Annotated in this window: 12 protein-coding genes; 7 read left to right on the top strand and 5 right to left on the bottom strand. The window is 66.4% G+C overall.

Features of this window, described 5'->3' with window-relative positions:
- Positions 1-6: 6 nt before the first annotated feature.
- Positions 7-1,632, bottom strand: coding sequence for a S53 family peptidase (locus U5A56_RS19750; RefSeq protein WP_321924099.1), 1,626 nt, complete (start codon positions 1,630-1,632; stop codon positions 7-9).
- A 259-nt stretch (positions 1,633-1,891) separates the two neighbouring features.
- Positions 1,892-2,515: a LysE family translocator gene (locus U5A56_RS19745; RefSeq protein ID WP_124488692.1), complete on the bottom strand. Its 624-nt coding sequence runs from the start codon at positions 2,513-2,515 to the stop codon at positions 1,892-1,894.
- A gap of 134 nt (positions 2,516-2,649) precedes the next feature.
- Between U5A56_RS19745 and U5A56_RS19740 the strand changes: the two genes are divergently transcribed.
- Positions 2,650-3,114, top strand: a complete 465-nt coding sequence (locus U5A56_RS19740; RefSeq protein ID WP_044848788.1) for an Lrp/AsnC family transcriptional regulator — start codon at positions 2,650-2,652, stop codon at positions 3,112-3,114.
- A gap of 67 nt (positions 3,115-3,181) precedes the next feature.
- Here the strand turns inward: U5A56_RS19740 and U5A56_RS19735 are convergent, their stop codons facing one another.
- Complete coding sequence (locus tag U5A56_RS19735) at positions 3,182-4,093, bottom strand: LysR family transcriptional regulator (RefSeq protein WP_044848789.1); 912 nt, start codon at positions 4,091-4,093, stop codon at positions 3,182-3,184.
- Between the two features lie 150 nt (positions 4,094-4,243).
- Here U5A56_RS19735 and speB point away from each other — a divergent pair, with 150 nt between their 5' ends.
- Positions 4,244-5,200: an agmatinase gene (gene speB, locus U5A56_RS19730; protein WP_124488694.1), complete on the top strand. Its 957-nt coding sequence runs from the start codon at positions 4,244-4,246 to the stop codon at positions 5,198-5,200.
- Between the two features lie 53 nt (positions 5,201-5,253).
- Positions 5,254-6,579, top strand: coding sequence for an MFS transporter (locus tag U5A56_RS19725; protein ID WP_321924096.1), 1,326 nt, complete (start codon positions 5,254-5,256; stop codon positions 6,577-6,579).
- Positions 6,580-6,752: 173 nt separating this feature from the next.
- Here the strand turns inward: U5A56_RS19725 and metE are convergent, their stop codons facing one another.
- The gene (metE, locus tag U5A56_RS19720; protein ID WP_321924094.1) at positions 6,753-9,047 is read right to left on the bottom strand and encodes a 5-methyltetrahydropteroyltriglutamate--homocysteine S-methyltransferase; all 2,295 of its coding nucleotides are present in this window, start codon (positions 9,045-9,047) and stop codon (positions 6,753-6,755) included.
- 127 nt (positions 9,048-9,174) lie between these two features.
- Here metE and U5A56_RS19715 point away from each other — a divergent pair, with 127 nt between their 5' ends.
- The 3 genes from U5A56_RS19715 (at position 9,175) to U5A56_RS19705 (ending at position 12,949) form a co-directional block, all read left to right on the top strand.
- Positions 9,175-10,083, top strand: coding sequence for a LysR family transcriptional regulator (locus U5A56_RS19715; RefSeq protein ID WP_124488697.1), 909 nt, complete (start codon positions 9,175-9,177; stop codon positions 10,081-10,083).
- 220 nt (positions 10,084-10,303) lie between these two features.
- A complete protein-coding gene (locus tag U5A56_RS19710) occupies positions 10,304-11,896 on the top strand; it encodes an inorganic phosphate transporter (protein WP_321924092.1) in 1,593 nt (530 codons plus the stop codon).
- 309 nt (positions 11,897-12,205) lie between these two features.
- A complete protein-coding gene (locus U5A56_RS19705) occupies positions 12,206-12,949 on the top strand; it encodes a 2OG-Fe(II) oxygenase (protein WP_321924312.1) in 744 nt (247 codons plus the stop codon).
- Positions 12,950-13,204: 255 nt separating this feature from the next.
- Here U5A56_RS19705 and U5A56_RS19700 read toward each other — a convergent pair whose 3' ends face one another.
- Positions 13,205-14,629 carry a DHA2 family efflux MFS transporter permease subunit gene (locus U5A56_RS19700; protein ID WP_321924090.1) on the bottom strand — a complete coding sequence of 475 codons (1,425 nt, stop codon included), beginning with the start codon at positions 14,627-14,629 and terminating at the stop codon, positions 13,205-13,207.
- On the opposite strand from U5A56_RS19700, the gene U5A56_RS19695 reads away from it, so the two are divergent.
- A complete protein-coding gene (locus U5A56_RS19695) occupies positions 14,628-14,969 on the top strand; it encodes a hypothetical protein (RefSeq protein ID WP_321924088.1) in 342 nt (113 codons plus the stop codon). The genes U5A56_RS19700 and U5A56_RS19695 overlap by 2 nt on opposite strands.
- Positions 14,970-15,131 lie beyond the last annotated feature (162 nt).

Here is a 15,131-nt window from a genome sequence, read left to right as displayed (position 1 = left end):
GGCGCGTCAGCTCGACGGCTTGCGCGCGAGGATCGCCGCGAGTTTCGCGCCGTCGGGGCTGCCGAGGCCCGTGCACGCATCCCAGCCGGACGCGGCGGCATACGTGCCGTTCGAGCCTTTCGTGATGTCGCGCAACGCGCCGGGATTCTTGTACAGCGCCGGGTTGATCCAGCCGGCCGATGCACTCGCCGCCGCACTGGCCGTCGCACTGGCCGTCGCACTCGCCGCCGCATTGATCCGTGCGATCAGCGCGGCCCACAACGGCGCGACCGCGCTCGTGCCGCCCATCACCGCGACCGTGCCGGCGACCGACACCTCGTAGCCCGTCTGCGGCGATGCATCGGCGGCAACGTCCGGCACGCCGCGCTTCGTGAGCGGCGTGGTGCTGCCGTCGGCGAGCGTGACGGTCAATCCCTGCTGCCACGCCGGCAGGTCGAACAGCGTGCTGACACCGCCGCCGCCCGCGCCGCCGCCGGCCGCCTCGTCGTTCCACGCGACTTCGCTGCGAATGCCCTGCCCCGGCAGCGCATCGAGCTGCGTGCCGCCGCAGCCGAGCACGTACGGACTCGACGCCGGAAAGTCGACGTGATCCGTGCCGTCCTGCAGCCCGTCGCCCGAGCCGCTGTCGCCCGACGCCGCGCACACCGTGATCCCCTGCGCGGCGGCCGCCTGCAGCACGCGGTTGAACGCATGCGCCGACTGCGCCTGCCAGATCGCTTCCGGCCCGCCCCAGCTGATCGAGATCACCGACGGCCGGTTGGTCTTGTCGGTGACGGCCGCGTTGACGGCCTGGATGAAGCCCGCGTCGCTGTTCGGCGCGAAATAGACGGCGAGCTTCGCGGCGGGCGCGATCGCACCGGCGATCTCGAGGTCGAGCGCGACTTCGCCGTCCGGGCCGTTCGCCTCGCCGGTCGGCGCATTGCGGCCGGTGCCGACGTTCACGTCGACGAGCGTCGGCGGCGTCTTGATGCCGAGCCCGCGGAAATACTGCTGGATATCGGCCGCGCGATAGCCGCCGCCGAGTTCGACGATCGCGATGCATTGTCCGGCTCCATCGCCGGCCGGAAAGCCGTACAGCGACGCGAGCTGGATCGGCGTGAACGTGACGGCGGGCGCGCCGCGCGCGGGCTGGAACGGCGGACGCAGCCGGAAGTGCGGCCGCGCCTGCGGACGGCTGTCGAGGCCGAGCACGGCCGTGACGGCATCGCCGAGCTCGTCCGGCAGCGCGATCGGGCCCGAGCGGCCGCGGTACTGGCCGATCGAACGATGCTCGAAACGCTCGAGCTTCACGCTGAATGCCGCTTCGAACTGCTGGATCGAGCCGGACAGCACGACGACGCTTTCGACCGGATCGACGCGATCGACCGTGAGCTGGTGACGGCGCGCGAAGTCCTCGGTCTTGCGAATGTCGTCGGGATTGGCGGAGAAACGCTGCGCGAACGCTTCGCGCGACAGCGGTTTTGCCTGTGCGTCGCCGGTGGCGAGCTGCTGGACCAACGTGTCGAGTTGCCCTTCTTCCTGCCGCCGCAACATGATCGTGACGTGGATACGTTCTGCCGGATCGCAGGGGCCGAGACACTTCGACTCGGCGACGATCCGGGGTTCACGGTCGGCGTGAAGATGCCTTGCCATGTTCAGACCCTCCTTGGTACCGCGTTGCACGGAACAGCCAGGAAATCGGACATAGCCTGCGGAAGTCGGTTCCGTTCGGTCAGTCGGTTCGCGAAAGCGCGAAGTTAGAGGGAGTTTAGATCAGTCAGACGATTTACGCGCACGCCCTTCCGCCCCAAGGCATGCGCGCGAAGCCCGGCATGGCGCGCGGGCCAGCGTTCGGCAGCGCGTCGCGGCTGCGCGGCAAGTCGACCGCGCGGCCGTGATGCAATGCAGCAGCTCAATCCATCGACAGGCGCAACGCGAACCCGATCAGCGCCGCGGAAAACGTCCAGCGCTGGACCGTCTGCGCGAGCGGATGCGCGCGCATCCACGCCGCGATGCGCGACGCGCCGAACACGCATGCGAGGTCGAAACACACGCCGGCCGCGACGAGCAGCGCGCCGAGCTCGAACATCTGCCACACGACGGGCCCTGCCTCGGGGCGCACGAACTGCGGCAGCAGCACCGAGCAGAACAGCAGTGCCTTCGGATTCAGCAGGTTCGTCAGCAGCCCCTTGAAGAACGACTGCCGCAGTTCGCCCGGCGCCGCCCCATCGCCGTCGCCCAGCGCGAACACCGGCGAGCGGAACACCTGGATCGCGACGTAAGCGAGATAAAGCGCGCCGCCGTAGCGGATCACTTCATACAGCCACGGTGCGCTGCGGATCAGCGCCGCGACGCCGCAGGCGGACAGCGTCACGTGCGCGGTGCGCGACAGCGACAGGCCGGCCGCCGCCGCCATGCCCGGGCGCACGCCGCGGCCGATGCTGGTCTGCAGCACGAGCGCCATGTCGGGCCCGGGCACCGCGTAGATGGCCGCCAGCGCGGCGAGGTAAATCAACAGCAAATGCGTGGAAATCATGGTCTGCCCCCGTTCTTCAGTGACGATATGTTGCCGCTGAAGGGAGAGCGATTATTGGCCATCTTTGGCTCGAAATTGGCGCTACATAGCGGAATCCGCCACAATCACGGAATCCAGACAAGGATTCCGCCAACATGACCGAACTCGACAAAACCGACCGCGCGATCCTCGCCGCGGTGCAGCGCGACGGCCGCCTGCCGATCGCGCGTCTCGCCGATTCCGTCGGCCTGTCCGAGACGCCGTGCGCACGGCGCCTGAAGCGTCTCGAAAACGACGGCTACATCGAGCGCTACCGCGCGCAGCTGTCGCGCCAGGCACTCGGCTTCGGCGTCGTCGCATTCGTGCTCGTGCGGTTCGCGACGCACGACCGCAAGGTCGCCGACCGGTTCGAACGGGAAGTGCTCGGCATCGAGCGGATCCTCGCGTGCCACAACGTCGCGGGCACGGCCGACTACCTGCTGCAGGTGGTCGCGCGCGATCTCGACGATTACGGTACGTTCCTGCGCGACTCGCTGCGGATGCTGCCGGGCGTCACGTCGATCGAATCGGCGTTGTCGTTGCGCGAGGTGAAGCACGATGCGGGGTTGCCGGTGCCGTGATGCGGCAGTAATCCGCTCCGGCGTGACATTCGTTCACGTTGCCGGCCTCAGGCGACCTCACGCGACCTCACACGACATCGGGCGATTGATGCGCGCGCTCGAGATCCTCGAGAAACGCTTCGACGAGCGGATCGCCGCGCCCGTCGCGCGCCACGACCATGTGGAACGTGACGTCGTAGTGCAGCTGGTCCGGATTGAGCGGCGCAAGCAGCCCCTGCGCGACATACGGCGCCGCAAAGTGCTGCGGCAGATAGCCGAGATGATGGCCTGACAGGATCAGCAGCGCGACGGCCTCCATGTTGTCGGCGGTCGCCGTCACGCGATCGGGCGTCGTCGACATCTGCGCCTCCGGCAGAGGATACGAGCGCCACGCCCATTCGAATCCCGCGACGTCGGCCGGCGTCAGCGCGCCGGCGCGTTCGAACAGCGGATGGCCGCGCCCGCAGTACGCGACCTGCCGCTCGATGAACAGCGGCGTGTAGTGCAGCGACGGCACGCGGTGCCAGAAATAGCCGACCGCGATCTGGATCTCGTTGCTCAGCAGCTTTTCCTCGAGATCGCCCGGCGCGCGCACCGAGATCGAGAAGCGCACGGCCTCGTCGCGCGTGCGGAACGCGGCGATCGCCTCGGCGATCCGTGCGTTCTGGCTGACCGGCGTATGGCCGATCAGGCCGATGTGCAACGTGCCGACCAGCTGACGGTCCATGTGCCGCGCCGCGATCCCGAATTCGTCGAGCGCGGCGAGCAGCTTGCGGCTCATCGCGTGGAACCGCTCGCCTTTCGGCGTGAGCCGGAAGCCGCTGCGGCCGCGCTCGCAGAGCCGATAGCCGAGCCGTGTCTCGAGCGACGACAGCTGCGCGCTGATCGTCGACTGGCCGACGTTCAGGATCGCTTGCGCGGCCGACACGCCGCCCGCGTCCGTGACCGCGAGAAACACGCGGATCAACCGCAGATCGAGGGTCGACAGATTCCCCAGCACGCTATTCCCCTTTTGTTCCCCTTCCATACATCGATGAAAATCGATGTTTACGTCGATATCTTCGCATTCTTCTTTCCGGCCGGACGCGTAAAACTATGTGCCAGGCCGCGTCGAATGATACGGCAACCCCACATCGGAAGAGACAAGCCCATGAACGACCACACCCATTTCCAGCCGCTCGGCGGCAATGAAATGCCGCGCAGCGGCGGCATCGCGACGATGATGCGCCTGCCGCACGTGGCGAGCGCAGCCGGCCTCGACGCCTGTTTCGTCGGCGTGCCGTTCGACCTCGGCACCTCCAACCGCACCGGCGCGCGCTTCGGCCCGCGCCAGATCCGCACGGAATCCGTGCTGCTGCGCCCGTACAACATGGCCACGCGCGCCGCGCCCTTCGATTCGCTGCAGGTTGCCGATATCGGCGACGTCGCGATCAACCCGTACAACCTGCACGATTCGATCGCGCGCATCGAGGCTGCATACGACGCGATTCTCGAGCACGACTGCAAGCCGGTCACGCTCGGCGGCGACCATACGATCGCGCTGCCGATCCTGCGCGCGATCCACCGCAAGCACGGCAAGGTCGCATTGATCCACGTCGATGCACACGCCGACGTGAACGACACGATGATGGGCGAAAAGATCGCGCACGGCACGCCGTTCCGCCGCGCGGTCGAGGAAGGCCTGCTGCACGGCGACAAGGTCACGCAGATCGGCCTGCGCGGCACCGGCTACGCGGCCGAGGATTTCGACTGGTGCCGCGAGCAGGGCTTCCGCGTGGTCCAGGCCGAGGAATGCTGGAACAAGTCGCTCGCGCCGCTGATGGAGGAAGTGCGCGCGCGCATCGGCGACACGCCCGTCTACATCAGCTTCGACATCGACGGCATCGACCCGGCCTACGCGCCGGGCACCGGCACGCCGGAAATCGCGGGCCTCACGGTGCCGCAGGCGCTCGAGATCATCCGCGGCGCGAAGGGGCTGAACATCGTCGGCTGCGATCTCGTCGAAGTGGCGCCGCCGTACGACCCGTTCGGCACCACGGCCCTGCTCGGCGCGAACCTCGCGTACGAGTTGCTGTGCGTGCTGCCCGGCGTCGCCTATCGCGACTGATCCCGGCACGCGACCCATTCCAAATCAGAGAATTCCAGAGGAGCACATAACAGATGGGGACATCCGTCAAGCAACCGAAGCGGGCGGCGCTCGCTTCGTTCGTCGGCACCACGATCGAGTGGTACGACTTCTATAGCTACGCGACCGCCGCCGCCATCGTGTTCGGGCCGCTGTTCTTCCCCGGTGAAAGCCGTTTCGTCAGCCTGCTCGCGTCGTTCGGCTCGTTCGCGGTCGGCTTCTTCGCGCGGCCGCTCGGCGGCGTGATGTTCGGCTATCTCGGCGACCGCTTCGGCCGCAAGCGCTCGCTGCTCGCGACGCTAATGCTGATGGCCGTGTCGACGGTCGCGATCGGCCTGCTGCCGACCCATGCGCAGGCCGGTGTGATCGCGCCGATCCTGCTGGTGCTGATGCGCGTGCTGCAAGGCATCGCGGTCGGCGGCGAATGGGGCGGCGCGGTGTTGCTCGCCGGCGAGCATGCGCCCGAAGGCAAGCGCACGTTCTTCGCGTCGTTCGCGCAGCTCGGCAGCGCGAGCGGCCTGATCCTGTCGATGCTCGCGTTCGGCGCGATCAGCACGCTGTCGAAGGACGACATGATGAGCTGGGGCTGGCGCGTGCCGTTCCTCGCGAGCGCCGTGTTGCTGGCGGTCGGCTTCGTGATCCGCGCGAGCGTGTCCGAGTCGCCCGAGTTCGAGGAAGTCAGGAAGAGCGGCAACATCGCGCAAAAGCCGCTGCGTGAAGCACTCAAGTACTGGCCGCTGCTGCTGCTCGCGGTCGGCGCGAACGTGTACGGGATCGCCGGCGTGTATTTCAGCAACATCTTCATGATCAGCTACGCGACGCAGTTCCTGTCGCTCGACCGGTCGATGGTGCTGCATTGCATGACGATCGTCGCGGTGCTGCAGTTCGTCGTGCAGCTCGCCGCCGCGTTCCTCGCGCAGCGCTTCGGCACGACGCGCGTGCTGCTGATCACCGGCGCATGGGCCGCGATCGTGCCGTTCGTGATGCTGCCGCTCGTGCACCTGGGCACGCCGCTGTCGATCACGGTCGGTGTCGGCCTCGCGACGCTCGCGGAATCGGGCTACTACTCGGTGGTCGCCGGCTTCGTCAGCGGCATCTTCATCGCGCGCATCCGCTATACGGCGATCTCGATCGCTTACCAGGTGTGCGGCGCGCTCGCCGGCGGTCTCACGCCGCTCGTCGCCACGCTGATCGCGCAGAACACCGCGCCGCAATGGTGGCCGCTCGCGATCCAGTACACGAGCGCCGCCGTGCTGTCGTCGGTGTGCGTGTGGCTGATCTCGCGCCGCGTCAGCATCGACGATGCCGGCGCGCCCGGCAGGGCGGACGAAGCGCTGCCGCGCGGTGCGCGTACCGCGTAACCTCACGCAAACGGGCAGGCGACATCGCCTGCCCGTTGGCATCGGGCGTCGGGCGATACGCCGCTACCCCCGCCTCGCCCCGAACATTCATTGCGACAAACGGCCCGCACATGCGGGCCGCTTGTTTGCCGCCCGATCGTCGATCGGGGCGGCCGGCGCGCAGCGTTCGCGCGTCATTGCACCTTGCTGCGCAGCGTCTTCGCCGCAGCGACCATGTTCGTCAGCGCCGGAATCACTTCCGTCCACTGACGCGTCTTCAACCCGCAGTCCGGGTTCACCCACAGGCGCTCCGCCGGAATCCGCTCCGCCGCCTTCTTCATCATGCCGACGATGTGATCCTGCGTCGGGATGTTCGGCGAATGGATGTCGTACACGCCCGGCCCGATCTCGTTCGGATACCTGAAGCTGTCGAACGCGTCGAGCAGCTCCATGTCCGAGCGCGACGTCTCGATCGTGATCACGTCCGCATCCATGTCGGCGATCGACGCGATGATGTCGTTGAACTCCGAATAGCACATGTGCGTATGAATCTGCGTATCGTCCCGCACACCGTTCGCGGCGATGCGGAACGACTCGACCGCCCACTTCAGGTACGCGCCCCATTGCGCGCGACGCAGCGGCAGCCCTTCGCGCAGCGCGGCCTCGTCGATCTGGATCACGCGCACGCCGGCCTGCTCGAGATCCAGCACTTCGTCGCGGATCGCGAGCGCGAGCTGATGGCACGACACCGAACGCGGCTGGTCGTCGCGCACGAACGACCAGTTCAGGATCGTCACCGGGCCGGTCAGCATGCCCTTCATCGGCTTGTTCGTCAGCGACTGCGCGTACGTGATCCATTCGACCGTCATCGCCTTCGGGCGGCTGATGTCGCCGAACAGGATCGGCGGCTTCACGCAGCGCGAACCGTACGACTGCACCCAGCCGAACTGGCTGAATGCGTAGCCGTCGAGCTGCTCGCCGAAGTATTCGACCATGTCGTTGCGTTCGGCTTCGCCGTGCACGAGCACGTCGAGTTCGAGCGATTCCTGTTCGCGCACGCTGCGCGCGATTTCCGCCTGCATCGCCGCGCGGTAGCCGGCTTCATCCAGCGCGCCGGCCTTGAACCGGCTGCGCGCCTGGCGGATCTCGGCAGTCTGCGGGAACGAGCCGATCGTCGTCGTCGGGAAGGCCGGCAGGTTCAGGCGCGCCGACTGCTTCGGCGCACGCTGCGGGTACGGGCTCGCACGGTTGCCGAGCTGCGCGTCGATGCGCGCGATCGCGGCCTTCACCGCCGGGTTGTTCACGCGCGGCGAGCGACGGCGCGAGCCGATCGCGGCAGCGTTCGCGGCGAGCGCGTCGGCCACCTCGTCGCGGCCTTCGTTCAGCGCGGTCGCGAGCACCTTCAGTTCGTCGAGCTTCTGCAGCGCGAACGCGAGCCACGAGCGGATCTCCTCGTCGAGCGTCTGCTCGCTCGCGAGATCGACCGGCACGTGCAGCAGCGAGCACGACGGTGCGAGCCACAGGCGCTCGCCCAGTTGCTTCGCGAGCGGCTCGAGCCAGTCGAGCGCCGCGTTCAGGTCCGTCTTCCAGATGTTGCGTCCGTTGATCGCGCCGACCGACAGCACGCGCCCGGGCGGCAGTTCGCGCACGAGTGCGTCGATTTCGTCGCGGGCGTTTATCGCGTCGACATGCAGCCCGTCGACCGGCAGCGAAGCCGCGAGCGCCAGGTTGTCCTGCAGCTGGCCGAAATACGTCGCGAGCAGCAGCTTGATGCGGCGCGTCTCGAGCGCGTCGTATGCCGTGCGCAGCGCCTGGCGCCATGCGGCGTCGAGCTCGGTCACGAGGATCGGCTCGTCGATCTGCACCCATTCGACGCCTTGCGCGGTCAGCGTGTCGAGCAGCGCGCCATATACCGGCAGCAGCTTCGGCAGCAGCGCGAGACGATCGGAATCGTCCTTCGCCTTGCCGAGCCACAGATACGTGACGGGGCCGAGGATCACCGGCTTCGCGGCGACGCCCTGCGCCCGCGCTTCCGCCAGTTGCTGGAGCAGGCGCGACGGATCGAGCGAGAAGTTCGTATCCGCATGGAATTCCGGGACGATGTAGTGATAGTTCGTGTCGAACCACTTCGTCATTTCACCGGCCGCGACTCCGCCGCAGCATGCCGCGTGTGCTTCCGCCGACTGCGCCGAGCGGCCGCGCGCGACGCGGAAATAGTTGTCGAGCGCATCGCCATGGAAGTCCTGCACGCGTTTCGGCAGGTTGCCGAGCGTGAAGCTCATGTCGAGCACCTGATCGTAGAACGCGAAATCGCCGATCGGCACGAGATCGAGGTCGCGCTGGTCGTTCCAGTGGCGCTGGCGAAGTTCGGCGCCGAGCGCCTTCAGCGCGTCGCGCGACGACTCGCCCTTCCAGTAGCGTTCGAGACCGAACTTGAGTTCGCGCTTCGCGCCGATGCGCGGAAAACCGAGGTTGTGGGTCGTAACCATGAAGCTGCCGTCCTGAAGAAATAGTCGATCCGGCCGCCATCATAGGGATTTCATCCCATGAAATAAAATGGCATTATTTCATTCATCCATTAAATCTGTTCATGTATCTGTCGGGCAAGCGATACCCATGCTGGAACGATTCCATCTCGTCGTGATCCGCGAAGTCGAGCGCCAGGGCTCGTTGACCGCGGCCGCCAACGCGCTGCATCTCACGCAATCGGCGCTCAGCCATACCGTCCGGAAAATCGAGCAGCAACTCGGCACGCCGATCTGGGACCGCGAAGGCCGCGGCCTGCGGCTCACGCAGGGCGGGCAGTATCTGCTGAAGCTGGCGAACCGGCTGCTGCCGCAGTTCGAGCTCGCCGAGGAGCGCATGAAGCAGTACGCGAAGGGCGAGCGCGGCACGCTGCGCATCGGGATGGAGTGCCATCCGTGCTACCAGTGGCTACTGAAGGTCGTGTCGCCGTACCTGTCGCGCTGGCCGGACGTCGACGTCGACGTGAAGCAGCGCTTCCAGTTCGGCGGCATCGGAGCGCTGTTCGGCCATGACATCGACGTGCTCGTGACGCCCGACCCGCTGAACAAGCCGGGCCTGCGCTTCGATCCCGTGTTCGATTACGAACAGGTGCTGGTGGTCGCGGACGCGCACCGTTTCGCGAACGCCGACTACGTGACGCCCGAGCAGCTGACCGACGAGATCCTGATCACCTACCCGGTCGAGACCGACCGGCTCGACATCTACAACCAGTTCCTGACGCCGGCCGGCATCGTGCCGCGGCGTCACAAGTCGATCGAGACGACCGACATCATGCTGCAGATGGTGGCGAGCGGGCGCGGCGTGGCCGCGCTGCCAAGATGGCTTGCAGACGAATACGCGGACCGGATGCCGGTCGTGCCGGTCAAGCTCGGCAAGAAAGGGATCGCGAAACAGATCTTCCTCGGCATCCGCGAGGCGGATGCGTCGATCGACTATCTGGCCGCATTCGTCGCGCTGGCGCGTGAATCGACATGGAGCGCGCCGCGCATGCTGCGCTAGCGGCGCTCGCGCCGTGCGCGCTTCCCGCGGCCCGCATGCCGGTGCGCGGGCCTGTTCACGAAATGGATGACGACGCGAACCGGCACGACATGTCGCAATTCGACGTCACGGCACCCTCCCCTTACACATCCGTAAGACGATGATTCGACGTCCCGACTGTCATCAAACTGACTGGTAGCGAAAGCTAGGATCGGACGCGGTTCCCTTACGAGATGCCGTCATGAATCAACCTGCTTCGTCCGCACCGAACAATTCGGGTTCCGTCGAACGCACCAGGCAGGTCGGCTATGCCGTCTTTCTGCTGGTGCTCGCGTTCGGCGCCCTCTATATCGCCACGCACCTGATCGCCGACCTGTCGCCGGTCCGCGAAGGCTCGCTGTTTCCGTACCTGATGCTCGGCGCCGCGCTGCTGATCGCGCTCGGCTTCGAATTCGTCAACGGCTTCCACGACACTGCAAACGCGGTCGCCACCGTGATCTATACGCACTCGCTGACGCCGAACGTCGCGGTGATCTGGTCCGGCATGTGGAACTTCCTCGGCGTGATGGTCTCGAGCGGCGCCGTCGCGTTCGGCATCCTGCAGTTGCTGCCGGTCGAGCTGATCCTGCAGGTCGGCAGCGGCGCAGGCTTCGCGATGGTGTTCGCGCTGCTGATCGCCGCGATCGTGTGGAACCTCGCGACCTGGTATTTCGGATTGCCGTCGTCGAGCTCGCATACGCTGATCGGGTCGATCATCGGCGTCGGTCTGATGAACCAGCTGATGCACGGGCCTTCGGGCACGAGCGGTGTCGACTGGGCCCAGGCGCTCGGCGTCGGCAAGTCGCTGCTGTTCTCGCCGATCATCGGCTTCCTGTGCGCGGCACTGCTGCTGCTCGTGCTGAAGGCGCTCGTGCGGGTTCCGGAGTTGTACAAGGAGCCGCCGAAGGATCAGCCGCCGCCGTTCTGGATTCGCTGCCTGCTGATCCTGACCTGCACGGGCGTGTCGTTCGCGCACGGGTCGAACGACGGGCAGAAAGGGATGGGCCTCATCATGCTGATCCTGATCGGCACGGTGCCGACCGCGTACGCGCTGAACAAGGCCGTCACGCCGGCCGAAACGCAGACCTTCGTCGCCGTCGCGAACCAGGCTGCCGCGACGTTCGGGAAGTACACGAACGGCGTCGCGCCGTCCGCGAACCCGCGTGCCGACGTCGAACACTACGTGCAGCATCGTGAACTGACGCCCGCCGTGCTGCCGGCCGTGCAGCAGCTGTCCGCGTCGCTCGCGAACGCGGTCGGCGCGTCGGGGTCGATGGCAGCGGTGCCGCAACGCGACGTCGACAACGTGCGCAACACGATGTATCTGGTGTCCGAAGCCATTCGCCTGATCGAGAAGTCGGGGCAGCCCGCGTTCGCCGCCGACGACAAGCTCGCGATCGACAACTATCGCAAGCAGCTCGACCACGCGACCAAGTTCATTCCGACCTGGGTGAAGGTGGCTGTCGCGATCGCACTGGGCCTCGGCACGATGGTCGGCTGGAAACGGATCGTCGTGACCGTCGGCGAGAAAATCGGCAAGCAGCATTTGACGTATGGGCAGGGCGCGTCGGCCGAACTCGTCGCGATGCTGACGATCGGCGCCGCCGACGTGTACGGGCTGCCCGTGTCGACGACGCACGTGCTGTCGTCGGGTGTCGCGGGCACGATGGCGGCGAACGGATCCGGGTTGCAGTGGAGCACGGTGCGCAGCCTCGTGCTCGCGTGGGTGCTGACGCTGCCCGCGTCGATCGTACTGGCTGGCGGGCTCTACTGGTTGTTCCGGTCGGTGGCTTGATCGGGGAAGCGGCGGGTGGCCGGTGAAAACCGGTCGCCTGCCGTGGAAGGTTCCGCAGTCGCTTCTCTGCTTCTGCGCTTCTGCGCTTCTGCGCTCCGACACATCGCGGCAACCGATGTGCCCGTGCCGCATTCCCAACCTTTCCCTCCCCCTTCCGAATTGAAGCGCAAGATCTGGAGCGCGCCGGCACGCGGACGCCGCTAGACTGGGTTCATCGACTTTCATCGTGGCTTCAACCGTGCACGCGACGCTGGCGAGTATTTCGCGCGACCGTACGGCGCCACACTGCTGACGAACCGAGGGATGCCCGTGAATATCGCCGATCTGCAACCTGCCGTCGAATCGCCGGACATCGCGCAACGCGTCGACGCAATCGACTGGTCGACCGCCGATGTCGAGCTCGATCGCTACGGATGTGCGCGGGTACCGGGTCTGATTTCCACAAGCGAGTGCGATGCGCTTGCCTCGCTCTATGCGCGGGATGCGCTCTACCGTTCACGCGTCGTGATGGCACGGCACGGGTTCGGGCGCGGCGAATACAAATACTTCGCGTACCCGCTGCCCGCGGTCGTCGCCGAGTTGCGTGCGACGCTCTATCCGCATCTCGCGCCGATCGCGAATCGCTGGAACCAGGCACTCGGGAGCGACGTCCGCTATCCGAAAGAGCACAGGACCTTCCTCGATCGCTGCCACGCGGCGGGGCAGACACGCCCGACGCCGCTGATCCTGCAATACGGGCCGGACGACTACAACTGTCTCCATCAAGACCTGTATGGCGAGCATGTCTTTCCGCTCCAGGTCGCGATCCTGTTGTCGGCACCCGGGCGGGATTTCACGGGCGGCGAGTTCGTGCTGACGGAACAGCGGCCACGCATGCAGTCACGCGCGGAAGTGGTGCCGCTCATGCAAGGCGACGCGGTGATCTTCGCCGTGCACGGCAGGCCCGTGCAGGGAACGCGCGGCGTCTACCGCGTCAACTTGCGCCATGGAGTGAGCAGAATTCGAAGCGGCCACCGCCACACGGTCGGCATCATCTTCCATGACGCACAGTGACGGCCCGCGGAACGAACATGACGCTGTCGCGCAATTCGGCCCGCGGACGGGGTCGTGCAATCGGCACCGCACGTCGGTGCTCGAGGCTCGTTGCACCCTGCCGTCGCCGTACGGTCCGCTCATCACCCGCGGTAACGGAAAACGGGGTGTGCCGCCCGTCGGACCATCGTCGCCTTGAACGATCGATGTTTCAGGTGAGCGACGAAAAGCCACCGCCCTCACCTGTCGCGACGCCAAGGCAACGCGAGATCCGGCCTACCCTCGGGCCACATTTGCCCGCAGGCGGTCGCCAGCATCGGAAGCCAGCCGCGCATAGCCCGGCAACGTCAGCAGCGCGAGCACACCCGCCGCAACGAATGCCCAGCGAAAATCGTCGAGTACGTAGTGCATGCCGGCCGCGTCGCCACGTACCAACGCCGCGAGCCGCAGCGACAACGCACCGAATGCGATCCCCATCCCGATCGTCATCTGCTGCGCGGCGCTCCACAGCGTGCTGGCCGCGCTCGTCTGCCGGGCCGGGATATCCGCATACGCCAGCGTCGCGAGCGTCGTGAACTGCATCGACCGCGTGAGCCCGTAGACGAATACGACGAACAGCGTGATCGCCAGCGGCGTCGACGCGGTCAGCCAGCCGCACGCGATCGTGAAGATGCCGACGATCGTCACGTCGACGAGCGCAACGCGCCGGAAACCGAAGCGGTCGAGGATCCACGACGTTCCCGCCTTCATCCCGAGATTGCCGAGCGCGCTCGCGAGCAGCAGCAGGCCGGACTGGAACGGCGACAGCCCGAAGCCGATCTGGAACAGCAGCGGCAGCAGATATGGCACGGCGTTGATCGCCATCCGCGTGATCGAGCCGGTGATCACCGTCACCGAGAACGTCGGCACCCTCAGCGTCGTGAAATCGAGCAGCGGGTGCGCGCAGCGTTGCGCGTGCATCCACGCGGCGATGCCGAACAGCACGCTCGCCCCCACCAGAATGCCCGCGCGCGCGAAGTCGACGTCCTGCTGGCCGGCCGCTTCGGTACCGATCAGCAGACAGGTCAACGCTCCGCCGGCCAGCACGAACCCGACCCAGTCAAGCGGCCGTTGCTCATCGGCCCGTGTATTCCGGACGATCAGCCAGGTACAGACGAGCGCGGCGATGCCGAACGGGACATTCAACAGGAAGATCCATCGCCATGACGCGTAGGTCGTGATGAAGCCACCGATCGGCGGCCCGACGACCGGCGCGACGATGCCCGGCCACGTAATCGTCGCGATCGCACGCATCAGCCTGGCCTTCTCGGTGCTGCGCACGACGATCATCCGTCCGACCGGCACCATCATCGCCCCGCCGACACCCTGCAGCAGTCGCGCGGCCGTGAACGTCACCACGCCCTCGGACAGCCCGCACAGCACCGACGCACCGGTAAAGACGAAGATGGCCGTGGCGAACACCGTACGCGAGCCATAGCGATCCGCGATCCAGCCGCTGATCGGGATGAACACCGCGAGCGCCAGCATGTAGGCTGTCATCCCGAGGCTCAACGCGTTCGGCCCGACGCCGAACGAGCGCGCCATCTGCGGCAACGCGGTCGCGATCACGGTCGTGTCGAGATACTCCATGAAGAACGTTGCGGCGACGAGGTACGGCAGGAAGTCGGTCGTCCGACCACCTTGGGCAGGGCTGTCAGTCATGAACGGTACAGGAGACGGAATGCGAGGATGCCGAGTTCCGGCAGGTGCAGACGAGGCCGGTAATCGGGACGAGTGGCGATATTACCCTGAAGGATTGATTGTCCGCTCTGTCGGGCATGTCGCGCGAATGGACTTTATGCGCATAGATTTTTATGACGATATTGCGCCGCGTTGGCCGAATGGTGCACACGATCAGTATCGACGCGACACATTGAGGGACCGGTGGACCAAGCCGGGGATTCCGCTGCAAGCGGCATTTCCAGGCAATTTCGAACCAACGTCACGCATCGTCGGCCATTACGACGTCATCGTCATGCCCCGCGACATTGACTGGTGCTGACAGATGGCGGATTGGTGTGATCTGGAGAAGGGTGTACCAGGCAGATCTCGGTGGGCAGAGTGGTGGGTTGTTCGAGCACCGTGGGTACATGAATTAATGCCATCGGCGCCCCAGCTCCAGCCACGTTGCACTTCGCCATTGCGCGCGCATTTCTGCAGCGCC

Origin of the sequence: Burkholderia sp. BCC1998, assembly GCF_905339875.1 — a bacterium.
Classification (GTDB): Bacteria; Pseudomonadota; Gammaproteobacteria; order Burkholderiales; family Burkholderiaceae; genus Burkholderia.
Note: the sequence above shows the minus strand (reverse complement) of the source record. Positions and strands in the feature narration are given on the sequence as shown.

What these genes read in the sequence shown, in the direction of transcription:
- speB (WP_124488694.1), top strand. Translation starts at nt 4,244, where the DNA reads ATGAACGACCACACCCATTTCCAGCCGCTCGGCGGCAATGAAATGCCG.
- U5A56_RS19710 (WP_321924092.1), top strand. Translation starts at nt 10,304, where the DNA reads ATGAATCAACCTGCTTCGTCCGCACCGAACAATTCGGGTTCCGTCGAA.
- metE (WP_321924094.1), bottom strand. Translation starts at nt 9,047, where the DNA reads ATGGTTACGACCCACAACCTCGGTTTTCCGCGCATCGGCGCGAAGCGC.
- U5A56_RS19740 (WP_044848788.1), top strand. Translation starts at nt 2,650, where the DNA reads ATGACCGAACTCGACAAAACCGACCGCGCGATCCTCGCCGCGGTGCAG.
- U5A56_RS19715 (WP_124488697.1), top strand. Translation starts at nt 9,175, where the DNA reads ATGCTGGAACGATTCCATCTCGTCGTGATCCGCGAAGTCGAGCGCCAG.
- U5A56_RS19745 (WP_124488692.1), bottom strand. Translation starts at nt 2,515, where the DNA reads ATGATTTCCACGCATTTGCTGTTGATTTACCTCGCCGCGCTGGCGGCC.
- U5A56_RS19725 (WP_321924096.1), top strand. Translation starts at nt 5,254, where the DNA reads ATGGGGACATCCGTCAAGCAACCGAAGCGGGCGGCGCTCGCTTCGTTC.
- U5A56_RS19750 (WP_321924099.1), bottom strand. Translation starts at nt 1,632, where the DNA reads ATGGCAAGGCATCTTCACGCCGACCGTGAACCCCGGATCGTCGCCGAG.
- U5A56_RS19700 (WP_321924090.1), bottom strand. Translation starts at nt 14,629, where the DNA reads ATGACTGACAGCCCTGCCCAAGGTGGTCGGACGACCGACTTCCTGCCG.
- U5A56_RS19695 (WP_321924088.1), top strand. Translation starts at nt 14,628, where the DNA reads ATGAACGGTACAGGAGACGGAATGCGAGGATGCCGAGTTCCGGCAGGT.